Origin of the sequence: Mucilaginibacter sp. (genome assembly GCF_041088075.1) — a bacterium.
GTDB lineage: Bacteria > Bacteroidota > Bacteroidia > Sphingobacteriales > Sphingobacteriaceae > Mucilaginibacter_A.
The window spans coordinates 17,587-42,495 of the sequence record NZ_JBGCVY010000033.1; the positions used below are offsets into that span (position 1 = coordinate 17,587).

20 protein-coding genes are annotated in these 24,909 nt (G+C 43.3%); 16 read left to right on the forward strand and 4 right to left on the reverse strand.

What is annotated here, in order from left to right:
- Nucleotides 1–96: 96 nt before the first annotated feature.
- Nucleotides 97–405 carry a hypothetical protein gene (locus V5804_RS07380; protein ID WP_369590739.1) on the reverse strand — a complete coding sequence of 103 codons (309 nt, stop codon included), beginning with the start codon at nucleotides 403–405 and terminating at the stop codon, nucleotides 97–99.
- A gap of 251 nt (nucleotides 406–656) precedes the next feature.
- Here V5804_RS07380 and V5804_RS07385 point away from each other — a divergent pair, with 251 nt between their 5' ends.
- Both V5804_RS07385 and V5804_RS07390 read left to right on the forward strand, forming a co-directional pair.
- Nucleotides 657–2,039 carry a M16 family metallopeptidase gene (locus tag V5804_RS07385; protein WP_369590740.1) on the forward strand — a complete coding sequence of 461 codons (1,383 nt, stop codon included), beginning with the start codon at nucleotides 657–659 and terminating at the stop codon, nucleotides 2,037–2,039.
- A 20-nt stretch (nucleotides 2,040–2,059) separates the two neighbouring features.
- Nucleotides 2,060–3,388, forward strand: a complete 1,329-nt coding sequence (locus tag V5804_RS07390) for a M16 family metallopeptidase (RefSeq protein ID WP_369590741.1) — start codon at nucleotides 2,060–2,062, stop codon at nucleotides 3,386–3,388.
- Nucleotides 3,389–3,463: 75 nt separating this feature from the next.
- Here V5804_RS07390 and V5804_RS07395 read toward each other — a convergent pair whose 3' ends face one another.
- Entirely contained in the window at nucleotides 3,464–3,769 is a 306-nt protein-coding gene (locus V5804_RS07395; RefSeq protein WP_369590742.1) for a Dabb family protein, read from the reverse strand.
- A gap of 72 nt (nucleotides 3,770–3,841) precedes the next feature.
- Nucleotides 3,842–5,314, reverse strand: coding sequence for a glycine--tRNA ligase (locus V5804_RS07400; protein WP_369590743.1), 1,473 nt, complete (start codon nucleotides 5,312–5,314; stop codon nucleotides 3,842–3,844).
- A gap of 232 nt (nucleotides 5,315–5,546) precedes the next feature.
- On the opposite strand from V5804_RS07400, the gene V5804_RS07405 reads away from it, so the two are divergent.
- From V5804_RS07405 to V5804_RS07460, 12 genes are all read left to right on the forward strand, one after another.
- Nucleotides 5,547–6,269, forward strand: a complete 723-nt coding sequence (locus V5804_RS07405) for a hypothetical protein (RefSeq protein WP_369590744.1) — start codon at nucleotides 5,547–5,549, stop codon at nucleotides 6,267–6,269.
- 79 nt (nucleotides 6,270–6,348) lie between these two features.
- On the forward strand, nucleotides 6,349–6,585 hold the full coding sequence (locus V5804_RS07410; protein ID WP_369590745.1) for a DUF433 domain-containing protein: 237 nt from the start codon (nucleotides 6,349–6,351) through the stop codon (nucleotides 6,583–6,585).
- A gap of 334 nt (nucleotides 6,586–6,919) precedes the next feature.
- The gene (locus V5804_RS07415) at nucleotides 6,920–7,627 is read left to right on the forward strand and encodes an ATP-binding cassette domain-containing protein (RefSeq protein WP_369590746.1); all 708 of its coding nucleotides are present in this window, start codon (nucleotides 6,920–6,922) and stop codon (nucleotides 7,625–7,627) included.
- 169 nt (nucleotides 7,628–7,796) lie between these two features.
- Nucleotides 7,797–8,348, forward strand: coding sequence for an outer membrane beta-barrel protein (locus V5804_RS07420; RefSeq protein ID WP_369590747.1), 552 nt, complete (start codon nucleotides 7,797–7,799; stop codon nucleotides 8,346–8,348).
- Nucleotides 8,349–8,445: 97 nt separating this feature from the next.
- On the forward strand, nucleotides 8,446–9,168 hold the full coding sequence (gldF, locus tag V5804_RS07425) for a gliding motility-associated ABC transporter permease subunit GldF (RefSeq protein ID WP_369590748.1): 723 nt from the start codon (nucleotides 8,446–8,448) through the stop codon (nucleotides 9,166–9,168).
- Nucleotides 9,162–10,853 carry a gliding motility-associated ABC transporter substrate-binding protein GldG gene (gene gldG / locus V5804_RS07430; RefSeq protein ID WP_369590749.1) on the forward strand — a complete coding sequence of 564 codons (1,692 nt, stop codon included), beginning with the start codon at nucleotides 9,162–9,164 and terminating at the stop codon, nucleotides 10,851–10,853. Before gldF ends, gldG begins: the two co-directional genes overlap by 7 nt.
- Nucleotides 10,854–10,886: 33 nt before the next feature.
- On the forward strand, nucleotides 10,887–12,011 hold the full coding sequence (gene dnaN / locus V5804_RS07435; protein WP_369590750.1) for a DNA polymerase III subunit beta: 1,125 nt from the start codon (nucleotides 10,887–10,889) through the stop codon (nucleotides 12,009–12,011).
- A gap of 66 nt (nucleotides 12,012–12,077) precedes the next feature.
- Nucleotides 12,078–12,776, forward strand: a complete 699-nt coding sequence (locus tag V5804_RS07440) for a DUF4397 domain-containing protein (protein ID WP_369590751.1) — start codon at nucleotides 12,078–12,080, stop codon at nucleotides 12,774–12,776.
- A 61-nt stretch (nucleotides 12,777–12,837) separates the two neighbouring features.
- On the forward strand, nucleotides 12,838–13,548 hold the full coding sequence (locus V5804_RS07445) for a DUF4397 domain-containing protein (protein ID WP_369590752.1): 711 nt from the start codon (nucleotides 12,838–12,840) through the stop codon (nucleotides 13,546–13,548).
- A gap of 63 nt (nucleotides 13,549–13,611) precedes the next feature.
- Nucleotides 13,612–14,268 carry a DedA family protein gene (locus V5804_RS07450; protein WP_369590753.1) on the forward strand — a complete coding sequence of 219 codons (657 nt, stop codon included), beginning with the start codon at nucleotides 13,612–13,614 and terminating at the stop codon, nucleotides 14,266–14,268.
- A 407-nt stretch (nucleotides 14,269–14,675) separates the two neighbouring features.
- Nucleotides 14,676–16,187, forward strand: coding sequence for a malate:quinone oxidoreductase (locus tag V5804_RS07455; protein WP_369590754.1), 1,512 nt, complete (start codon nucleotides 14,676–14,678; stop codon nucleotides 16,185–16,187).
- A 198-nt stretch (nucleotides 16,188–16,385) separates the two neighbouring features.
- Nucleotides 16,386–18,527, forward strand: coding sequence for a PAS domain-containing protein (locus V5804_RS07460; protein ID WP_369590755.1), 2,142 nt, complete (start codon nucleotides 16,386–16,388; stop codon nucleotides 18,525–18,527).
- Nucleotides 18,528–18,767: 240 nt separating this feature from the next.
- On the opposite strand, the gene V5804_RS07465 is transcribed toward V5804_RS07460, so the two are convergent.
- A complete protein-coding gene (locus V5804_RS07465; protein ID WP_369590756.1) occupies nucleotides 18,768–19,631 on the reverse strand; it encodes a family 16 glycosylhydrolase in 864 nt (287 codons plus the stop codon).
- Between the two features lie 349 nt (nucleotides 19,632–19,980).
- On the opposite strand from V5804_RS07465, the gene V5804_RS07470 reads away from it, so the two are divergent.
- Nucleotides 19,981–24,066, forward strand: coding sequence for an MBG domain-containing protein (locus tag V5804_RS07470; RefSeq protein WP_369590757.1), 4,086 nt, complete (start codon nucleotides 19,981–19,983; stop codon nucleotides 24,064–24,066).
- A complete protein-coding gene (locus V5804_RS07475; RefSeq protein ID WP_369590758.1) occupies nucleotides 24,063–24,767 on the forward strand; it encodes a hypothetical protein in 705 nt (234 codons plus the stop codon). The genes V5804_RS07470 and V5804_RS07475 overlap by 4 nt, the downstream gene beginning before the upstream one ends.
- Nucleotides 24,768–24,909: the final 142 nt, after the last annotated feature.

Below are 24,909 nucleotides of genomic sequence, written 5' to 3' on the forward strand. Positions count from 1 at the left end.
TTTTGATCGGCTTGAAATTGCTCCTGGCAATAAAATTTGCAGGATAAAAACAGTATCGGTTTGTTATTTTACCGGATCGTTTTTGCGATGCTTTGTTTAGCTGGCGTTTGCCTGTTTTGGCTGATCGTTAAAAAAAGACTGATCCGTATCGTGATAGTTTTTTTCGGTGTTTAAGTAATAGCTTGTCCTGGTTTCGGTTTTGTAAAAATCAATCGGTTGTTCTTGGTACAGTTCATCCGTAACCGGGTTTGTAACACGGGTTTTCACTAAAAAAACCATAAAACTAAACAAGCTTGAAGCAAGGATAAAGGCTGTCATAATCCAAAAATAGGTTAAAAGTAAATAAGCATAAGTGGCAGCAATTACTAAGATGGCAATCAGGTAGAAATAGCTAAATCTTTTCATTGGTTTTGTTATTTGGTGAAGGGTTATACGTGTACATTTTCAGTTAGTTACGTTGGCTTTTCAAAAAAATAAAGCTGGTTTTCAAATTACTTTACGTTAAAAAACTTGCTGTTTTTACCGGCATAAAAACAGTAAAAGTTGGTATGGATTAACAAGTTTATAGTTGATAGATGGAAACCTTGCTTTTATTGAAATTGGCCTGTTGGTTTCCGAAAAAAAATTAATACTTTCCGTTCCTAAAACCGAGTTACATGAAAGCTAAATTTTTACAATTATTGGGCTTGCTGCTTTTTTGCCTGCTAAAAACAGTATGCCTTGCCGGCGACCCGCATTTGCCCGAAAATTATTACTGGAAAAAATTGCCCAACGGTTTGCAGGTTGTGGTGATTGAAAACCGAAAAGTGCCGCTAACCACTATCGAGATTGCCGTGAAAAACGGAGCTTACACCGAAGGGCCGGAATACAGCGGGCTTTCGCACTTGTTTGAGCACATGTTTTTTAAGGCGAACAAAGATTACCCAACGCAGGAAAAATTTTTGAAACGCACGCAGGAACTGGGCGCAATCTGGAACGGAACGACCGACGTAGAACGCGTAAATTATTTTTTTACGTTTGATAAAGACAGCCTGAACGCCGGGCTGAAATTTATGAACGCGGCCATCCGTTTTCCGATTTATCGCGAAGAAGACATGAAAAAGGAACGGCCGGTTGTTGACGGCGAGTTTCAGCGGGCCGAGAGCGATCCGGGTTTCCAGTTGTGGTTCGAATCGCAAAAGTATTTGTGGGGAGACCAGATCACCAGGAAAAACCCGATCGGCATCCACGAGATCATCAACACGGCAACGCCAGCCAAAATGATGATTATCAAGGATAAATATTATGTGCCAAACAATAGTTTGCTAACCATTTGCGGTGATGTAAACCACGACGATGCTTTTAAAATGGCCGAAACTATTTTTGGAAGCTGGACACCGGCAGCAGAAGATCCCCAGAAAAAATACCCGATCCCGCCGTTTAAACCGCTAAGCAAACCTGCTTTTTTTGTAAAAGAATCTTCCATCGCCGAAACGCCTTATATGATGTTTTCGTGGCAAGGCCCTTCTGCCGGAACGGATTCTGCCGCTACTTTGGCTGCCGATGTTTTTTCGACCATTGTTGGTTTAAATTCATCCAAACTGCAACAGGCTTTGGTGGATAAAGGCTTGGCTACCAATGCAGGGTTGAATTATTCCACTGCACGCTATACCGGACCGATAGAAATGGACATCGTGCCCAATCCAACCAAATTAAAAGAATGTTTTGATGAGGTGAACCGGCAAATTGCCCTTTTTGCCAGCCCAGATTATTATACCGACAAGCAATTGGAAGACGCGAAAGCGATTTTACTGCGCAATGATGTCCGCCGGAAAGAAAAACCGTCCAGTTTGCCCAGCCAGTTAAGTTACAACTGGTGCAGCACTTCGCTGGATTACGCAACCGACCAGGATAAAAATTACCAGAAAGTAACCCGGGCGGATATTAAAAGATTTTTGAACACTTACGTAGTTAAAAAGCCGGTTGTGGCAGGTATCGTTTTAAATGCTGCCTTAAACAAGCAGGCCAATGTTTCATCCTTTTTTGTTGCACCTAAATAACCTTGAAAAACATCACTCTAATGAAAAAAAACCTAATCGTGCTGTTTTTAACCGGTTGGTTATTTACATCGGCACAAGCCCAAAAACCAGCCTACGAAATGATGGTTGACGGCGTAAAAGTAATTGTACAGCCCAGCGGAAACGAAATTGTAGAAGTGCAAACCGTTTTGAAAGGCGGCGTTCAAAATTATCCGGCAGATAAAACCGGGATTGAATCGTTGGCCATGTCGGCCTTGACGGAATGCGGCACAAAAAACGATGATAAAAACAGCTTCAAAAACAAGCTGGACAAAGTAAGCGCGCAGGTTTACGGCTACACCGGCAAGGATTACGCCGTGTTTAGGATGAACTGCATCAAAAGCGATTTCAACACCGTTTGGCCGCTTTATGTAGATGCTTTGACCCAGCCGCGTTTTGACGAAAAGGAATTCGCCCGCGTAAAACAGGATGCCATTAACAACCTGAAAGCGCAAAACTCGCAGCCGGATGCGGCGATCAATAAATTTGCCGAGCAGGTTGCTTTTGCCGGCCGCGATTACGCCAAAGACCCGATGGGCACGGTGGAATCTTTGCAAAGTTTTACCGCTGCTGCTACCAAAGCTTATTATCAATCTATTTTAACGCGAAGCCGGATGGTGATTGTGGTGGTTGCCGATCTGGACAAAGCCGAAATCGAGAACAAAGTAAAAGCGATGCTGGCCGGCGTAAAGCCCGGTGCTCCTTTTACCCTTAAAAAATCATCGTTCCGTATTTATAAAAACACGTTTACCGTTACGCCGAAAGAACTGGCCACGAATTATATCGAAGGCATCACCAGCGGGCCACAACCCGGAACGCCTGATTTTAATGCTTTCCAGGTTGCGATGCGGATTTTTTACGACAAACATTTTCTGGATGTGCGCACCAACAACGGTTTATCGTATGCGCCGGGCGCTTATTTTAGTGGCGGCGCCACGTCTTCTGCCCGTTTTGTGGTTTCAACTACGCAGCCTGATGCTTACATTAAAGTATTAGATCAATTAATAGAACGGATCAAAAAAGAAGGTTTTAATGCGGATGAAGTAAAAGATATGAAAACCACCTTCCTCACCAGCTTTTACTACAAACAGGAAACCAACAGTGCGCAGGCATCGTCCATCGCTGCCAACGAGGTTTTGCACGATAACTGGAAACGCTCTTTAACTTTGGCCGATGACGTAAAAAAACTAACGCCGGACGAAGTGAACACCGCTTTCCGCCGTTACGTGGGCAACATCAGTTGGGTTTACCAGGGCGACCCGAAAAAGGTTGACCAGATTTTGTATATCAACGGAACCATCAAACGGCCGGACAACCCGGTTAACCATTGATGCTTCTTTTATCGCATAAAAAACGCGTTCCTAATTTTCGGGAGCGCGTTTTTTATATGGTAAAAGAAGTATTGCTTATTCAGCATCCACAGAATCATAAATTACGACTTTTTCCCAAAGGTGTGCGCAGTTTTTAACGAAAGCTTCATGAACGGAATCAACCTGATAGCTTTCCTGTTCTTGTAAATTGTTAAAAATCAGCAGCAAAGAAAAATCATAAGAAGTATCAATTACCGGCCGGTTGGTTGTAGCCGGAACACCGATATGGATACTTATTTTAGGTTGAATGGCAGCTAAAGTTTGTAAACCTTGTAGCAAATCTTTTTTGTCTGAATCGCTGGTTTTGTTTTTAAGCCAGAAAAAAACGTGGTGTGTAAACATGGTTTATAAATTATATTACAAGTTCAACTTTATTATGGTGATGCTTCTTTTATCGATATAAAATTGGTGAACCTACGCCAACACCTTTTTCCAGCTTACCAAATCGCCAATTATTTTTTCCAGGTCATCTGCATTTACACGTTCCTGCACCATCGTATCGCGGTGGCGGATGGTAACGGAATTGTCTTCCAAAGTTTGATGATCTACCGTGATACAAAACGGCGTGCCAATCGCATCCTGGCGGCGGTAACGTTTCCCAATGGAGTCTTTTTCATCATACTGCAAATTGAAATCCAGTTTCAGCTTGTCCATAATGTCGCGTGCTTTTTCCGGCAAACCATCTTTTTTGGTCAAGGGAAGAATAGTTGCCTTGATAGGAGCGAGGGCAGGAGGAAACTTCAATACTACGCGACTGTCTTTTTTATCGCCTTCGCTTAAATCCTGTTCTTCGTAAGCGTTGATGAGCGTGAGCAAAAACATGCGGTCCAAACCGATGGAAGTTTCAATCACATACGGCACATAGCTTTGTTTCTCTTTGTCGGTTTCCTGCGGATCGAAAAAACGCAACTTTTTGCCCGAAAATTTTTCATGCTGAGACAAATCAAAATCAGTGCGGCTGTGTATTCCTTCCACTTCTTTAAACCCAAACGGAAACTCAAACTCAATATCCGTAGCGGCGTTGGCGTAATGTGCCAGTTTGGTGTGGTCGTGGAAACGGTATTTTTCGGGCGAAGTGCCTAAAGCCAAATGCCATTTTAAACGCGCCGCTTTCCAATGCGCAAACCATTCCGGTTCGGTTCCCGGTTTGATAAAGAATTGCATTTCCATTTGCTCAAATTCACGCATCCGCAAAATAAACTGACGGGCAATCACTTCGTTCCGGAACGCTTTACCAATCTGCGCAATTCCAAACGGGATTTTCATCCGGCCAGATTTCTGCACGTTTAGAAAGTTCACGAAAATCCCTTGCGCCGTTTCCGGCCGTAAATAAACTTCGTCCGAGCCTTCTGCCATTGCGCCAAATTGTGTCGAAAACATCAGATTGAACTGACGAACTTCAGTCCAGTTTCTGGTTCCGGAAACCGGATCAGCAATTTCATGTTCTTCAATCAATTCTTTTAACCGCGAAAAATCTTCGGCTTTTAAAGCGTCGTCCATGGCCAACTGCAACGCTTCGGCCTTATCGGTTTTGCCTTCTTTATCGTATTTCGCAATCTTATCTTCCAATAACTGATCCGCCCGGTAACGTTTTTTAGAATCCTTATTGTCAATCATCGGATCGTTAAAACCGGCAACGTGTCCGCTGGCTTCCCAAATTTTGGGGTGCATAAAAATAGCAGAATCAATGCCCACAATATTTTCGTTCAACTGCACCATCGCTTTCCACCAGTAAGTTTTGATGTTGTTTTTCAGTTCCGCGCCGTATTGGCCGTAATCATAAACTGCACTCAACCCGTCGTAAATTTCGCTGGACTGGAAAACAAAGCCATACTCTTTGGCATGGGCGATCACGTTTTTAAAAAGCTCGTCGTTGTTTTTGCTCATAACGGGGGCAAAGATAATTTTTAGGAATTAAGAGCCTGTTTAAATTTATATTAAAAAGAGCCAATGCTTCTTTTACCCTATAAAAATTGGCGACTGTATCAATTTAAAAAAATCAAAAACGTACTGCCTGCCATTTTTTAGGTGATGAAAGAAGCATAGAAATATATTGAACAAAAATTTAAACAGGCTCTAAGAATTGTAGATTTGTTAAAGAACAAAGATTAGTATCGGTATGGAAAACGAAATTGCAAAACCAGTTACTCTTTTTAACACACCAAAAGGAGTTCTTCTGTATATTTTGGCTGTTTGTGTTTCCGGGCCAATTGCGATGATTTTCCCTTATATTTTTCACGGAACATATGCATCATGTGTTTTTGGTGCAATTAGTTTTTTCGCGGTTCCGTTTATCTGCTTTTGGTTTATAAAAAAGATGTGTACCAGAAACGCAACTTTTGTAGTAAATAAACTCGGTTTTGAAGTTCAGGAAATTGATGAGGAAAATAATACCACTATCAATTGGGATGAAATAGCGAGCTACCAGGTACGACCTTTTAAAGCACTTTCGGGAAAAGGCTTTGTAGTGAAAATACATTGCAAAAGCGACCGTAATTTTAAGTTTGAAATTATTGATTCCTGGAATTTATATGATGCGGTAGATGAAGAATCCATAGTAGTTTTAATTTCTCAGCACATTAGTAAGTACAATGGACAGCAAACAAACGAGGAAAATAAAATCGTTCTTTTACCTGGATTTTTTGCTTCAAAATCAGGAATATATTTATTTTGGCTACCGATTCTGTTGGTGGTTTTTGATTTGGCATATCGTTTAACTCATCCTATGGTTCTTAAAAAGGATGTTCTGTTCTTTTTCTCTGTTGCCATGCTTGCTTTAGGTTTGTTCGGACAAAGAAAAAAAAGCAAACAGGTTTTTGAAAGGTTATCAGAAGTGCAGTAATGCTTGTGCTAATAATTTGGAACTAAGATTTAGTGTGGAACAATGTGTAGTTTTGTTTATTACCAAAATCCGTAAAGCCATGAACGAAAAGGAGCTTTTAAGCAGAATTACCATCAACCCGGAAATCTGCCATGGTAAACCAACAATCCGTAACAAAAGATACATGGTAGAAGTAATTTTAGATTTGCTTTCTGCTGATATGACTTACCAAGAAATTTTGGAAGATTACGAAGATTTGGAATATGATGATATTTTAGCTTGTTTAGCGTTTGCCGCTAATTTACTACGCATAAAATCTTACTCGGCTGTTCTTTAATAAAGTTTTTAGTTGATGCCCAATTTTCAAATTTAATATGCGATTGCTTCCTCAAAGGAACGGTGAAGGTTAAAGGATTGGTAATTGGAAAAAATCTTAGATATTTATATCATAAAATTTTACAATGCTTCTTTTATGCCTATAAATTTGGTGTGCCCGGATATTTTACTCATACAAAAAGACAATGATTTTTAGGTGGTAAAAGAAGCATGGCAAATAAGTTTAACAAAATTTAAACAGGCTTTTAATCAAACACAAAATTCCTTTTTAAATTTGAAGAAGATTTCTCCTATCGTCGAAATGACAACCGATAGCTTAAATCTAAAAGCCATTTATGAGCATCCACGTCCAAAACCTATCCAAAATCTACGGCACGCAAAAAGCGGTTGATGCCATTTCCTTTTCCGCAGAACCGGGAAAAGTGCTGGGTTTTCTCGGTCCGAACGGCGCGGGCAAATCCACCACGATGAAAATTCTGACTTGCTTTATCCCGCAAACCTCCGGAACGGCAATGGTCAATGGTTTTGATACGGTAAAAGAAGCATTGCAAGTGCGGCAGCAAATCGGTTATCTGCCCGAAAGCAACGCTTTGTACCAGGATTTGTATGTAAAAGAAGCATTGCATTTTGTGGCTTCCATTCATAAAATTTATCAGCCTGAAAAACGGGTTGCCGAAGTGATCGAGGAAACCGGTTTAGGCCCCGAACAGCATAAAAAAATTGGACAGCTAAGCAAAGGCTATAAACAACGCGTTGGTTTGGCGCAGGCCATTTTGCACAACCCGCAGGTTTTGATTTTGGACGAACCAACTTCCGGCCTGGATCCAAACCAATTAATAGGCATCCGCAATTTGATCAAAGAGTTGGGAAAAAACAAAACCGTCATTCTTTCCACGCACATCATGCAGGAAGTGGAAGCTATTTGCGATCAGGTCATCATCATCAATAAAGGAAAAATTGTGGCCGACGATGCGCTTGTTAATTTGTACCGGCAGCACCAAAACCAATCGCTGGAAAAAATATTCATCAAATTAACCAACTGACAATTAGTATTTAAAGGCCGGAAACAAATTTTTGGCAAACAAAAAAAGCATCCAATCCATTTTGTAATCCGTATTAAATTTAACCGGGTAAAAACAGTATCGAAAAAGAAGGCATAAAAGAAGCATGCTTTTTGGGTTTGTTTTCGGTTTAAAATCCAATTTTATGAAAATGAAAAAATTATTTTTAATGTTCACCATTGTTGCCGTAACAGCTTCTGCCGTTTCTGCACAGCGTACCACAACCAAAAGAAAAAAAGCTGCATTGCCCACAAAATTTAGCGTTGGTTTAGAATTGGGCGCGCCAACCGGCGATGCGAAAAACCTGTATGGTTTAGGGTTTGGCGGTTCCGGCAAGATCGAAATTCCTGCCACGCCGCAGTTTGCCATTACGGCTACGGCTGGCTACACCAGTTTGTATTTTAAAAATGATGTCCGCAATTATCAGCGCGCCTTTGGTTTATCAACCACACCGGCCGGATATGTGCCTTTAAAAGTAGGCGGAAAATATTACTTCAGCCCTGTTTTTTATGGTGAAGGCGAAATTGGCGCAGCTATCGGCACCAACCGCGGCAACGGAACTTCTTTTGCTTACGCGCCGGGCATCGGTGTTTCTATCCCGTTAATCGGCCCTAACGCCATTGATGTTGGCTTGCGTTATGAAAGCTGGTCGCAAAATTACAGGATCAACCAACTGGGTTTACGCGTGGCTTACAAGTTTTAAGCTTCTTTTACCACTTAAAAAAAGGTTCTGTGCTGGCGTGCAGAACCTTTTTGCTTTGCCGGTTTTTGTATAATTTTGGCTTTCACGCAAAAGTCTGGTGCTTACAATCCTTCAAAAAGAAATTACCGCTTACCTCAGCTCGCTGGTTGCCTATATTACCATCGGTTTGTTTTTGTTGGTGCTGGGTTTGTTTTTGTGGATTTTTCCCGACAGCAGCATTTTAGATTATGGCTACGCCGATCTGGGCAGTCTTTTTAACACCACGCCGTATTTTTTTATGTTCTTGATTCCGGCCATCACCATGCGTTCTTTGGCCGAAGAAAGAAAAGAAGGGACTTTTGAATTGTTGGCCACGCGCCCGATTACCGATTGGCAAATTGTATTGGGCAAATACCTGGCCTGTTTGCTGCTGGTTTTGCTGGCACTGGTCCCGACTTTGGTTTATGTTTATTCCGTTTCCGAGTTAGGAAATCCGGTTGGAAATTTGGATACCGGCGCCGTTATCGGTTCGTACATCGGTTTGTTTTTGCTTGGCGCAACTTTTGTTTCGATTGGCATTTTCGCTTCTTCCATCACCAAAAACCAAATTATTGCTTTTGCCATTGCTGTTTTTATGTGCTTTTTTTTGTTCAGCGGTTTTGATTCGCTTAGCGGTTTGCTGTCTTTTCAAAATGCCGAAATCCAGAACTTTGGTATCAACGAACATTACCAAGCCATCAGCCGCGGTGTTTTGGATACGCGCGATCTGGTTTACTTTTTAAGCATGATCGGCCTGTTTTTACTGCTCACTAAAACCGTTTTGGGGGGAAGAAAATGGTAAGTTTCCGCAAGAAAAAGGATTTGCTGCAAGTTGGCGCGGTGCTGGTGATGCTTCTTTTATTAAACATTTTTTCGGATCGGTTTTTTACGCGTTTTGATTTTACTTCCGAGAAACGCTTTACACTTTCGCCCATCACGCGCAACATCATGGACAGTTTGCAAAAACCGGTCGAGGTTACCGTTTTTTTGCAGGGCGATTTCCCCTCGGGGTTTAAACGGCTGCAACGTGCCACGCGAGATTTGCTGGACGATTACAACGCTTTCGGCCACAACCGTTTAAAAGTGAATTTTGTGGATCCGCTGGCTGGTGCAACTACCGAACAGCAAACGCAGATTTTGCAGGATTTGCAAAACCAGGGCATCGAGCCAACCAACCTCAGCGTAAAAACAGAAAGCGGTTTAACGCAAAAAATTATATTTCCGGCGGCGGTTGTAAAAAGCGGCGGAAGGCAAATTCCGGTGAAACTGCTGCAAACGCGCATCGGTTTATCGCCAGAAGAAGTGCTGAACAATTCCATCCAAAACTTAGAATATGCTTTTTCTTCGGCCATAAAAAAAGTAACCAGCGGCGGCAAACCGCGCATCGGTTTTACCGAAGGCCACCACGAACTGAGCGATCTGCAACTGAACGATGCCATGCGTTCTTTGGCCGATGGTTTTGAAGTTGGCCGAGTTAATTTAAAAACCATTCCTTTTTCGGGCATGGAAAAGTTGAAGTTGCTCATCGTTCCAAAACCTGACCAGCCATTTACCGAACTGGAAAAGTTTAAGATTGACCAATTCCTAATGCGCGGCGGAAGGATTTTATGGACGATTGATCCGGTTACGGCTGAATTGGACAGTATGCGCGGACACGGCGGCGAGCAATTGGCTTTTAACAAACAATTAAATTTAGACGACCAGCTTTTCAGTTACGGCATCCGCCTGAATTTTGATTTGGTTGCTGATGTAAGTTGTGCTCAAATTCCGGTAAATGTTGGAAACGTGTCCGGTCAAGGTCAAATCCAAATGCTGCCCTGGCTGTTTTACCCGATTTTGATGCCGCTTTCCAAACATCCTTTGGTTAAAAATTTAGACGGAATCCGGACAGAATTCATCAGCACCATTGATACGATTGCCGTTCCCGGCGTTAAAAAAACGGTGTTGCTGGCTTCTTCTCCGTACAACGAAAAACTGAACACGCCGCACCTGCTTTCGCTGCAAATGCTGGAGCAGGATGTGGATCCGAAAACGTTTCAAAGTCCGCCAAAAACAGTTGGCGTTTTGCTGGAAGGAAGCTTTAAATCTGATTTTAAAAATCGCCCAATTCCTCAAGGGTTTACAGAAAAAATTGATGTATTGCAGCAAAGCAAACCGACCAAAATGATCGTCATCAGCGATGGCGATATTTTGAAAAACCAGATCAACGAGGCTGATGGCTCTCCGTTTCCTTTAGGTTTTGACCGTTACACACAGCAAACTTATGGCAACAAAAACTTCTTGCTAAATATTGCCGATTACATGACGGACGATTCCGGCCTGATCAACCTTAGGAATAAAGAAATCAAGATCCGATTGTTAAACCGCGCGCAAATTAAATCCCGGAAATTGTACTGGCAAATCCTCAACAATGCGCTGCCGCTTGGCATACTTCTTTTATTCGGTATTTTTCAACAATATTTCCGCAGGAGAAAGTATGCGGCTTAAATTTTCTACTTTTGGTACAAGATTTAGATTTATATGAGATTTATTGTTTCTACTTCAACCTTGCTAAAACAGTTGCAGGCCGTAAGCGGCGCGCTGAGCAGCAGTACGGTTTTGCCGATATTAGAAAACTTTTTGTTCCAGATCAAAGACGGAAATTTAACCATTTCGGCCACCGATCTGCAAACCAGCATGACCACTTCTTTAACCGTGGAAACCAACGAAAACGGCAGGATTTGCATTCCGTCGCGTATTTTGCTGGACACGTTGAAATCGCTGCCAGAGCAACCCGTTACGTTTTCGGTAGATGAAAAAACGTTTGCGGTAGAAATTAAAGCAGGCGACGGCAGTTATAAATTAAGCGGCGAAAACGGCGAAGATTTCCCGAAAATCCCGGTTGTTGAAAACGCATCTTCGGTTAGTTTGCCAGCATCGGTTTTGGCAGAAGCCATCAACAAAACCATTTTTGCGGTAAGTAACGATGAATTGCGGCCGGCCATGACGGGCGTTTACTGTCAGCTTACGCCGGAGCATTTTACTTTTGTGGCCACGGACGCGCATAAATTAGTCCGTTACCGCAGGAAAGATGCGCACTCGGCAACGAGTACTTCTTTTATCATGCCAAAAAAAGCATTGAATTTGTTGAAATCGTCGCTGCCGTCAGAAGATGTAGCTGTTTCGGTAGAATACAACAGCACGAGCGCTTTCTTTAAATTTGGCAACATCAATTTGGTTTGCCGTTTAATTGACGAGCGTTACCCGGATTATGATGCCGTTATCCCAACCAACAATCCCAATAAATTAACCATTGACCGTTTGTCTTTTCTCGGTTCGTTAAGCCGTGTGGCCATTTATGCCAACAAAACCACGCATCAGGTGAGGCTGAAAGTGGAAGGAAACGAGTTGAATATTTCTTCGGAAGACTTGGATTTCTCCAACGAAGCACACGAAAAACTAACCTGCCAGTACGAAGGCGAAGATTTAGAAATCGGTTTTAACGCCCGTTTTTTGATCGAAATGCTGAAGAATTTAAACTGCGAAGAAGTTTCTTTAGAAATGTCGACCCCAAACCGTGCCGGTTTATTGTTGCCGCAAGGCGGAGACGAAAACGAAGACGTTTTGATGCTGGTGATGCCGGTAATGCTGAATAGCTACGCATAAAGTGTTGAAAACCTGATGTAACTAAAGCTTGGCCTTGCCGTATTGAACAAGGCCAAACTTTAGTTTATGAAACCTCCAAAACCGTATCTTAAAGCAACTGCCTTCGTTTTGATCAGTGTATTTATGCTGGCCTTTTCTTCTTGCACCAAGGAAGACACCTCAACCGACACCGATCTTGGTAATGCGCATTTGATCGTAATTAACAGCACAAAAACCGCCCCAGCCATTGATTTTTACTGGACGGGAAACAAACTCAATGTTATTCCGCTGGCTTTCGGAACCACTACCGGTTATCGAACGGTTACTTCCGGCACGCGAAATATCCAAATCAAAGCCAACCTCACCAATGCACTTTTAGCAACCAACACCATAAAAGTAGTCCGCGATTCGAGCTATACTTTTTTTGTGTTTGATGCAAACGGCGTTGCCACCACGGCCATTGCAGAAGATGATTTGAGCATGCCCTCTTTTGGAAACGCCAAAATCAAATTTGCCAATATGTCTTCCGGCCTGTCTGCCGCAGATTTGGCCATTGTAAACGGGCCGGTAATTGCCTCAAGCGTAAGTTTTGGCATGATTGGCAACTACACCGAACTGAAAGCAGGAACGTACAACTTGGTTTTGCGCGAACACGGCACCAATAAAACAATGCTCAACATCCCGAATGTTCGGGTTGATAACAGTAAAATCTACACCATTTGGAGTGCCGGAACGGTAAACGGAACTGGTTCTTTAGCTTTGTCCACGCAAACTTTTGCCCGGTAAAAGAAGCATACTAAACCGCGGAAGTACAACGTTGCATCGTATTAAAACGTAATTTTGCAGCATGTGTGATTTAAAAGTTTTGTTGAAAGGCCTGATGTTCATCGTATTTTGCCTTTTTGTTTTTTCCTGCAGCAATACGGCAGTCAGCCCAACCAATTATTCCCGTTTGCAAATTGTCAATGCCATTCCGGCCAGTTTATCTTTTGATTGCAGGCTAAACGGAACCAAAATCAACACATCAACCATTGCTTTCCCCAATGCCAGCGGTTACATCAGCACGGTGCCAGGCACAAAAAACGTTGCTATCGTGCCAACCGCTACGCCAACTGCGCTGGCAACAGATACGGTAAACGTACTTTTAGAAAATAACCAAAGCTACACCTTGTTTTTTTCTTCAAGAGCAGACACCATCAAAACCATTTTTATTGATGATACTTTAAGTAAGCTTCCGGCTACCGGCAGGGCAAGGATCAGGTTTGTCAATGCTTCCGGCAGCAGCCCGATGCTGGATATCCAGCTAAACGGCACCGATGCTTTTACCAAAATCAAATACACCAAAGTTGGTTCGTTTATCGAAGTGCCGGTCGGGATTTACGAATTCCGGGCTTTCACGTCCGGCGTACGCAGCAGCAGTTTGGGTACTTTGTCCAACCAAATGCTGGCCGACGGCAAAATTTATACACTTTACGCCAGCGGCACCAGCGGCAATACCAACACAACTTCAGCTTTTGCGCTAAGTTTGCTCAACAATTTGCCACCGGCAACAAAGTAAATTTGCAACAATACTTCTTTTATCCAGTATATTTTTACTTTTGAAAATACAAAATCGCGCACTTTGGAACTGATTAAAAACCTGATTGATTTCATCCTTCACATTGATAAACACCTGATTGATATTACCCAACAGTACCAGGGCTGGACTTATTTGATCCTTTTCTTTATCATTTTTGCCGAAACAGGTTTTGTGGTTACGCCTTTTTTGCCCGGCGATTCCTTGCTTTTTGCTGCCGGTGCGCTGGTTGCCCATGGCAATTCGGGCTTGAATATTTTCTTATTATTGCTGATCTTGATTGCTGCAGCCGTGGCTGGAAATACGACGAATTACGAGCTGGGGAAATATTTTGGGGTAAAGGTTTTTAAGCCCGAAAACAAGATATTGAAGCTGGATTATTACCTCAAAACCAAAGCCTTTTTTGATACGCACGGTGGCAAAGCGGTGATTTTTAGCCGTTTTTTACCGATTTTCAGGACGGTTGCGCCTTTTGTGGCAGGCGTTGGCAAAATGCCGTTGGGCAAATACACATTGTACAATGTAATTGGCGGTGCTTCCTGGATTGCTTTGTTTCTGTTTCTCGGTTATTTCTTTGGCGGGATTCCGGTGGTAAAAAGAAATTTTACCATTGTTGTGGTGCTGATCATTTTGGTTTCTATAATCCCGCCTATTTTTACAGCGATCAAAAGCCGGACTTCGGGCGCAGCCAAAAACAGTTAATGATTTTTAGGCGGTAAAAGAAGCATTGCTGTCATTTCGACCGTAGGGAGGAATCCTCTTCAAAGCAGTTTAAGTAAGCTTTTATGGTTGAAATAAGATTTCTCCCTGCGGTCGAAATGACAGCAACGAAACTAATTTTTACCCGATAAAAGAAGCATTGGCTAATTTGCCGTTTTGAAAAGATTTCTCCCTTCGGTCGAAATGACAGTCAAACCCCGACTTGTACAATGAAATTTAGGGTATAAAAACAGCATCAATCAAAACCAAAATTTTGTTGTTACCCATTTAAAAAGCAGGTAAACCAGCTTGTCATTTGCAAATCAAATTCGATTGGCTTAACTTTCCAAACTTTGCTTTTCAAATTTGCACGTATCTTTGTTTTTCTTCGTTATTTTTCAAAAAATACTATGGATCAATCAGGAAATATTTCTGAAAATACAGATGTCATTTTAATCGGTGCCGGTATCATGAGCGCAACGCTTGGCGTAATGCTGAAAGAACTGGAGCCAAACCTAACCATCAAAATATTTGAACGTTTGGACGGTGCCGCCGCCGAAAGTTCGGATGCCTGGAACAATGCCGGTACCGGCCACTCGGCTTTTTGCGAACTCAACTACACGCCGGAATTGCCCGACGGATCAATCGAAACGGTAAAAGCGGTAAAAATTGCCGAATCTTTTGAAGAGTCCAAACAGTTTTGGAGCTTTTTGCTGCAGCAGCAATTTCTGTCGGATGCGCCAAATTTTATCAAAAGCATCCCGCACATGAGCTTTGTTTGGGGCGAAAAAAACGTAGAATACCTGCGTAAACGGTACGAAGCCTTGAAAAAACACCATCTGTTTAAAGAGATGGTGTATTCAGAAGACAAAAAACAATTGGCCGAATGGATGCCGCTGGTGATGGACGGCCGCGACCCGAACGAAAAAGTGGCCGCCACGCGGATGGAACTGGGCACGGATGTTAATTTCGGTGCTTTGACCAAAGCGATGTTTGCCAAATTAAATACCACGGACGGTGTTGATTTGGAATACGGCCACGAAATACGCGACCTGGAACAAAACAAAGACGCTTTGTGGACGGTGAAAGTAAAAAACCTGGGCACTGGCGAAAACCGAAAACTGACGGCTAAATTTGTGTTTATCGGTGCTGGCGGCGGTTCTTTGCCTTTGCTGGAAAAATCAAACATCAAAGAAGGAAAAGGTTTTGGCGGTTTCCCGGTGAGCGGGCAATGGCTGCGTTGCATCAACCCGGCAGTCATCAAACGCCATCAGGCCAAGGTTTACGGCAAAGCTGCGGTTGGTTCTCCGCCCATGTCTGTTCCGCATTTGGACACGCGGATGATTGAAGGCAAACGCGAATTGTTGTTTGGCCCGTATGCCGGTTTCTCCACCAAATTCCTCAAAAACGGTTCTTATATGGATTTGCCTTTGTCCATCAAACCAGACAATATTTTTCCAATGATGTCTGCCGGGATTAAAAATATCCCGCTTACAAAATATTTGATTGACCAAGTGCGCCAATCGCCGGAAGACCGTTTGAATGCGTTGAAAGAATATTTGCCAACTGCCCGGATGGAAGACTGGGAACTGGAAACGGCAGGCCAGCGTGTGCAAGTGATCAAAAAAGACCCGGTAAAAGGAGGCGTTTTAGAATTTGGCACCGAAGTGGTAAGCGCGGCCGATGGCAGCATTGCCGCTTTGCTGGGCGCGTCGCCGGGCGCATCAACGGCTGTTTCAATTATGGTTGATTTGATTGGAAGATGTTTTAAAACACAAATGCAATCGGCAGCCTGGCAAAGCAAAATGAAGGAAATGATGCCATCTTACGGAAAAAAGTTGGGCAAAGAACCCGAACTGGCCGGAAAAATCCGCGAAGAAACCAGCAAAGTTTTAGGTTTGGTTGTGCCGGAAACGGTTTAACCTGGCGCACCAATTTTATAGGCATAAAAGAAGCATGACAGCAATATCAAGCTGTTATGCTTCTTTTATGGGTAATTTTTTTGGCTTCGATCCTAACAATTCCCTCCATTATAAACTTATTGCTAATTGCCGGCTTCTGTTTAAAATAGCCGAAACCGCTAACTTTACGATCAAAGCTACCGTTTAAAATAATTTCTGATGCTTCAACCCGCACTTCCTTCTGCCGAAACGCTTAAAGCACTGGAAACGGTGCCCAACATGTACCTCATCCTTTCGCCGGATTTATACATTTTGACGGCCAGCAATACTTACTTGGCAGCCATAAAAACCAGTAGGGAAAAAATTGTTGGCAAACATATTTTTGAAGCTTTTCCGGATAACCCCAATTTGCCGGATGCAGACGGCATGCAAAACATCAATGCTTCTTTGCAAAAGGTGTTGCAGACCAAGAAACCGCATTTTATGCAAATACAGCGGTACGATGTGCCGGACGAAAACAACCCCGGCCAGTTTATCCAGCGTTACTGGGACCCGAGCCATACACCGGTTTTGGATGAAGCGGGAGAAATCCAATACATCATCCAACTGGCCAATGACGTTACCGAAAAAGTACTGACAAAAGAAGCATTGGCAGAAAGTTCGGGGCAGTTGCACCGGTTGAACGATCAATTGGACGACGCAAACCGGGAAATTGTATCTGCCAACCAGGAACTGAACAGAACGGTGGACGCCTTGAAATTTTCCAACCAAAACCTGGAGGCACAGGTAGGCGACCGTACGGCAGAACTGGCATCCACCATTGAAGAACTGGCGGCATCAAACGAAGAACTGGCGGCAACTAATGAAGAACTTTTGGCCATACAGGAGGATTTGTACAACCTGAACACCAATTTGTACGAAAGCGAACAAAGGTTTCGCTCGCTGATTGAGTATGCGCCTTTGCCTATCCTGGTGCTGAAAGGGCAGGATATGGTATTTGAGATGGTAAACGAAGCTATGCTGCAGGTACTTGGCAAAAGTACGTCTATTATTGGGGAACCGCTTTTTAAAGCTTTGCCGGAATTAAAAGGCCAGCCGGTAATTGATAATTTGTACCATGTGTACGAGACTGGAGAACCTTTTAGTACCGACGCGGTGCAGGTTACTTTGGAAAGAAACGGCAAAGACGAAATTTGCTACTTCAACTTAAACTACCGGGCACTTTACGAAGGCGGAACAATCACGGGGATTTTACAAGCGGCTGTGGAAGTTACCGGACAGGTCAGGGCGCACCAGGCCATTGTAGAAAGCGAAGAACGGTTTAGAACGATGGCCGAAAGCAGCCATGTTTTAATTGCCACGAGCGATGAAACCAGCAACGCCACTTATTTTAACAAAGCCTGGATTGACATGACCGGCAGGCCGGCAAAATATATGTTGGAATATGGATGGGCAGATTTGATACATCCGGAGGATAAGGAGCATGTTTTAAACATATATTTATCGGCTTTTAATGAAAAGCGGCCTTTTACCAGTGAGTTCCGAATTTTGAGTGCAACAGAAGATTATCGCTGGTTGCTGTCCAAAGGTTCGCCGCGTTTCCATCCCAACGGAACTTTTGCCGGTTATACCGGCTCGTCTATTGATGTTACCGAACAAAAACTGGACGAACAGCGCAAAAACGATTTTATAGGTATCGTGAGCCACGAACTGAAAACCCCGGTAACTACCATTTATGCCTATTTGCAGGTATTGCAAGGCAAACTCAGGAAAACTCAAGACGCGTTTATCCTAACTGCTTTGGATAAATCCGTAACCCAGGTTAAAAAAATGACCACCATCATCAACGGGTTTTTAAACGTGTCGCGTTTAGAATCGGGCAAGATTTATATTGACAAACAGCGTTTTGACATGGCAGGCCTGGTCAAAGAAACAGAGACAGAAACCGCGACCATGATTTCTTCCCACCAGATTATATTTGCCCCGGTAGAACCAACTTTTGTAATTGCCGACAGGGACAAGATCGGCCAGGTGATCAACAATTTCATCAGCAATGCGGTCAAATATTCTGCCCCGGGAAGCACGATCAATATAGCCTGCATTTCTTTTGACGGCCAGACACAGGTAAGCGTTAAAGACGAAGGCATGGGCATCAGCCAGAAAGATATCCAACAACTTTTTACCCGTTATTACCGGGTAGAAGGAACACATACGCAAACCATATCGGGTTTTGGGATCGGATTATATTTATGCTCGGAAATTATCCATCGCCATGGCGGCAAAATTTGGGTAGAAAGCGAAGTGGGAAAAGGTTCTGCCTTTTATTTTAGCCTGCCGCTGGCGGATAAAGGGCTTGTTTAAGTTTTGTCCGGCTTGTTTCCAATGCTTCTTTTAGCACCTAAAAATCATTGCTTTCTTTGTGGTTTCTGCGCCAGGCAATATCCAACACCAATTTTATAGGCATAAAAGAAGCATCAGTGTTTTTTCTTGTCTAAATTTAAAAAGCGCTTTCATTTGGCACCAAAATTTATAGGGTAAAAGAAGCATCGGCAAGTTTTGGTTCGATGCTTCTTTTACCGGTATATTTTCAGGACCGGCTTTTCAGGGTTTGCTTTTCGTTACCAAAACCCAATCTACCAGGGTTTTTGCTTTTCGGGCTTTAATCAGGTCAACGCTATGCTGCGAAAGGCCAAAGTATGGGGAAGTGATTTTATTGACACCATTTGGATAACCGCCGCCCAAAGCAAAATTGACGATGATGAACTTCGGGTTGTCAAAAGCCCAGCGGCCATGTTTTTCTACCATTTCTTTGGTTACCGTGTACGTAACTTTACCATCTACCTTAAAAGTAAGTGAGTTGGGTGTCCAGTCAACCGCATAAACGTGCCATTGGGAAACATCTGTCCCTTTATCAAAAAAAGCACGGTAAGCAAATGGTGTGTTGCCGAAATAGCCCGGGCCGTGCAGCGCGTGGCTCACCCAGGAAGAATCGCCGACGGTTTCCATGATGTCAATTTCGCCGCAATCGGGCCATTTTCCTTCGCCCAAAGCCCAAAAAGCCGGCCATAAACCTGCACCAGATGACATTTTCATGCGGACAGAAGCGGTGCCGTAAGTAAATTCAAACTTGGCCCGGGTATTGATCCGTCCGGACAAAAAATCATAATGTTTCTGTTCTTTGCTGGTGTAACCGGGCTGGTATAGCGGTTTTATCACCAACGCACCTTTTCTGGCGCCTTCCGCCTTTTTGTTGTGCACCAAGTAAAGCGTTGACGCGGCATCTACATAAGCCTGTTGCTCATTGTTTACCGTGGTTCCGGTTACTTCCACGTTCCAGCGGCTGCGGTTGAGGGTTTTGCCATTAAAATCTTCAAAAAACAAAGTATCTGTTTTGGCCGGTTTGGTTTGTGCCGCTGCGTTTGCAATGGCCAAACAGGTTATTAAAAATAAGGTATATATTTTCATTTTGGTTTGATGGGTTGGTCTGGAAACACAAGTATAATTAATGTGCATAAAAGAAGCATCACCGGTATCGCTGTTTTTTATTAATGAATTTTATCTAAATTTTATTTCTAAACAAGATCTTGGAAATCTTGATATTAAATTAGGTTTTATTATTTTATTAACTATGTTTACAACAGTAATATTAGCTGTAGATTAATATTTATAACCGAAACCTTGTTTGCCCTGTTTTTTTAGAAAAGTGAGTAAAATTATTTTTCTTTATAGCCAACCAAGCATTTCGCGATAGCTGTTTCCTTTGTTTTTTAAAACCTGTAAAACCTAAATAATTTTTGGATCAAGCTTTGCTATTATGGATAAAACTTTACCTAAACTCCTTGTTGTTTTTGTGTTTTTGTTGCTTGTTAAGGTGGCTGTACAAGCACAATCCTGGAAGCCGGTTGGGCCGGACGATAACAACGAAGCCTTTTCGGGCCTGATCAAATACAATAATATTGTTACTTCACCGGATGGGGTCCCTTACATTGTTTCTTCAGATGCCAATAACTCGGGCAAACTCACGGTCAAAAAGTTTGACGGAAATAATTGGTCAACGGTAGGGGCAGCGGGATTTTCGGGCGGTACTACTGGTTTGCCCTCGCTCGCTATTGATGGTGTTACCCCTTATGTGTCATTTTCTGATGCCAGCAATAACGGTAAAGGTACAGTTATGAAGTTTGATGGCAATAGTTGGGTAACGGTAGGCGCAGTCGGTTTTTCAACAAACAGTGTTGGCGATGTTTCGCTTTCTTTTAGTGGTAATACACCTTACGTTACCTGTGGCGGTACCATGCAGCGGTTTGATGGCAGTAGTTGGGTAATGATAGGTGCATCGGGTTTTGCAACATCAGCATCAGGTACGGTCATGTCGTTTGATAGTAATAATATTCCTTACGTCGCTTATTTAGATTATAATAACGGTAATAAAGCTACTGTTAAAAAGTTTGTGGGCAGTACTTGGGTAACCGTAGGCACACCGGCCACTTTGGCGGTGCAGGTAAGTTTTTTTGCTTTTGTTTTTTACGGAGGTACACCTTTTGTGGCTTACACCGATGCTAACAATACTTATAAACTCTCAGTAAAAAGATTTGATGGCAGCAATTGGGTGCAAATGGGCAATACAAATATTTCCACTAATACGGCCGCTTATATCTCCATTGCCTCAAACGGAACACCTTATGTAGCTTACGAAGATGGCGGTTTAGGCGGCAAAGCAACCGTAAAAAAGTATAACGGACAAAGTTGGGTAACGGTAGGTGTCGAAGGTTTTTCGGTAGGGCCTGCTGACAATACTTCAATTGCTTTAAGCGGAGGAACGCCTTATGTTGCCTTTGAAAATTTAAATACTAAAAAAGGTACGGCCATGCTATTTGATGGCAGTAACTGGGTGGTGGCCGGTTCGTCAGGAAGTGTATCTAACGGGACAGCTAATTTTACTTCCCTTGCTTTTAGCAACAATATACCTTATCTGGCTTATTCTGATGCCAGCAATAGCAATAAAGCAATTGTTAAAAAATATGACGGAAGCACCTGGACAACAGTAGGTACAGCAGGGTTTTCGGCAGGCGAAACCCTTAATAATTCGTTGGTTTTTAACGGAAATACGCCATACTTATCCTATGGTGATAACGCAAACAGTGGCAAAGCGACTGTCATGAAATTTGACGGAAGTAATTGGATTCCTGTTGGTACGTCTAGTTTTTCATCCGGTACGGCTTCCTACGTTTCCCTCGCTTTTAGCGGCGCTACGCCTTATGTAGCTTACGGTGATTACGGTAACGCCGGCAAAGTTACCGTCAAGAAATTTGATGGCAGCACTTGGCAAACCGTAGGTGCAGCAGGGTTTTCGGGAGGCGCAGTTAATTCGCTTGCCTTCGGGATTATTGGTGCCGTTCCTTATGTGGCCTACGCTGATAACAGCAATGGCGGTAAATTAACCGTAATGAAATTTAACGGAAGCACCTGGACGATGGTAGGGACACCCAGCTTTTCCGCAGGTGCCACCACTTACCTTTCTCTTGCATTTGACGGTACGACCTTTTATGCCGCTTATAGTGATTCAAATGCAAGCAATAAATTAACAGTTAAAAAATTTGATGGCAGTAATTGGGTCAACGTAGGTGCGGCAGGTTTGTCAACAGGCGGTGCCAATTATGTAAATTTTGCGTTTAATGGCAACACGCCTTATGTAAGTTATGCTGATGCTTCTTTTAGCAATAAAATTACTGTGAAGCAATTTGATGGCAACAACTGGATTACTTTAGGAACGCCTGGCCTTTCTTTCGGAGGAATAAATAGTGTTAGTACTGCATTGGCGGTCAATAACAATAAAGTTTATGTGGCTTATGATTTAAACGGCATCTATGTTAAATCTTTTGGTAACCCAATGTCCAGTAATGCCCAGCTTTCCAATCTTGCTTTAAGTTCGGGCACCTTAGCTCCGGCGTTTGCAGCGGGTACTGCTTCTTTTACAACTTCAGTTTTAAATACGACCACCAGCATCACCCTGACACCAACTTTGGCAGATGCCACCGCAAGCGTAAAAGTAAACGGTGTAGCCGTAACATCAGGAAGCGCATCGGCTGCAATCCCGTTAACTGTTGGCAATAATACCATTGCCACCGTTGTTACCGCCCAGGACGGTATTACCACCCAAACCTATACGCTGACCGTAAACCGCGCCCAGGCTGCCCAAACCATCACTTTTGCCGCGCTTCCCGCTAAAACTTATGGCGATACCGATTTTGCACTTGGTGCTACGGCTTCTTCCGGCCTTGCCGTTACTTATTCCAGCAGCGATCCTTCGGTTGCAAGTGTTGATGCTAACGGAAATGTTCATCTTCTTTCGGCAGGAACGGTAACCCTAACGGCACAGCAAACCGGCGACAATAACTACACGGCAGCTACTCCTGTTGCACAAATGTTAACGGTAAAACAAGCAAATCAGGCCGTTACCTTTGCTTCACTTCCGGCCAAAACTTATTATGGCGATGCCGATTTTAGTTTGAATGCAACCTCATCTTCCAGCCTGCCATTTACTTATGCCAGCAGCAATACCGCAGTTGCAACCGTAACTGCGGAAGGCAAAGTTCATGTTCTAACGGCTGGTACAACTACCATTAGCGCTTCGCAGGCCGGAAATACGAACTATGCAGCAACAAATGCAACACAAAATTTAACGGTGCTAAAAACAGCATTGACCATAAAAGCTGATGACAAAACCCGCACTTTCGGAACGGCTAACCCGGCTTTGACCATTACTTACACCGGTTTTGTGAATGCCGAAACCCAAACAAATTTAAACGCTTTGCCCCAGGCAAGTACCACCGCAACCACCGCATCTGCCGCAGGTACTTACCCAATTGCCATCAGCGGCGCTGCAAGTGATAACTACGCCATTACGTATATCCCCGGAACTTTAACGGTAACACAAGCTGCCCAAACCATAACTTTTGGCACTTTGGCCGCCAAGGCTTTTGGCAACCCGGATTTTACGCCCACTGCAACAGCATCTTCGGGTTTGCCGCTTAGTTTTGCCAGTAGTAACCCGGCGGTTGTAACAATCATAAACGGACAATTGCACGTGGTTGCGCCCGGAACAGCAACCATCACGGCCACACAAAGCGGAAATACCAATTACCTTGCTGCCACGCCGGTCAGCCAAACTTTAGCAGTTGTTTTTTCGCTTCCGGCAAAGAATTTTACAGTTAGCGCGACCGGCGAAAGCTGTAAAAACAGCAGAAACGGGGAAATCAAAATTACGGCCGCCAGCAACCAAAATTATACCGCAACCATCGTGGTGGCGGGAACAAGCACTGCTTATCCTTTTACCAACCAGTTATCGGTTAAAAACCTGCCTGCCGGTATTTACCCGGTTTGTATCACCATTGCAGGTTATCCAAATTACAGCCAATGTTTTAATGTTACCGTAACGCAACCTCAAGACCTGGCAGTTTCCGCTGTCGTCAACCCAACATTAAGTTCGTTAAGTTTGAGTTTGGCAGGTGCCAGTTCGTATAACATCAGTTTGAACGGTGCAACTTACACCACTACGCAAAGTTCTGTTTCCCTTCCGCTTGCGGCCGGAAAAAATAGTTTACAGGTAAGCACCAGCAGTATTTGCCAGGGGGTTTATGTTAAAACGATTGAACTGCCAGCCGGAATCATCGTTTATCCGAACCCGGTTGAACAAACTTTATCTTTAAACATCGGCAACAACAAATCCATAGCTGCAACGGCCGAAGTTTATAACATGCAGGGCAAAATGGTTTATCGGGGAAAAACAGGTGTAAACCAGGGAAATTGTGCTTTTGATGTACCCGGACTTTTGCCAGGCAATTATGTATTAAAATTGGTGTTAGACCATTCTGAAACGCGTATTAAGATCATCAAAAAATGAGCAAGCATCAGTTAAAAAAGATTAATTTCATCGTTTTTGGGTTGTTGGCAACGCTGGTTTTGGGTTGCATCAAAGGCAAGGAACCTGCACTTCCGCCGGCAAAAGCCCTGTTAACCTTTCCTTTTAAAAACGAAATTTGTGCGGCAGGCGAAAACCCAACGCCAACAGAAAGCACCATTCATTTTGATTGGACCGATGCCGCCAATGCCGATGGTTATTTGTTATCGCTTAAAAATTTAAAAACAGGCGCCATAACAGAAACGACCAGTAAAACATCCGACGTTAAAATAAACCTTCCGCGGGCAACGCCTTTTTCGTGGTCGGTAACTTCGGTGTCTTCCAAAACTACGGTTACTGCCGTAAGTGATACCTGGAAATTTTATAATTCCGGCATCGGGCAGCTTTCGTATGCGCCTTTTCCGGCAAGCCTTACTTTCCCGGCTATGGGCCAGGCAGTTGATGCTTCGGGAAATACAGTTACCCTGGCTTGGAACGGAAGCGATGTGGACGGCGATATTGCCGGTTACGATATTTACACCGGTAAAAACAGTACGCTTGCTTTGGCCGGGAGCACCAAGCCCGACAATCAAAGCCTCGCTGTTGCCGTAACCCCAAACACCATTTATTATTGGAAAGTGGTTACCAAAGATGCGCAAGGCAATTCATCAGAATCGGAAGTTTATCAGTTTAAAGTGAATTGAGGTTTGAGAAGCATTGAAATCTTTTTTGGCTTCTTTAACTCATCAACCTATCCAAATTCCAATCTTCCCCATGAAATTTCGAATGCTTCTTTTATCGGCATAAAATTGTAATTGAAGTTGTTTAAACTTTTTTTTTGGCCCT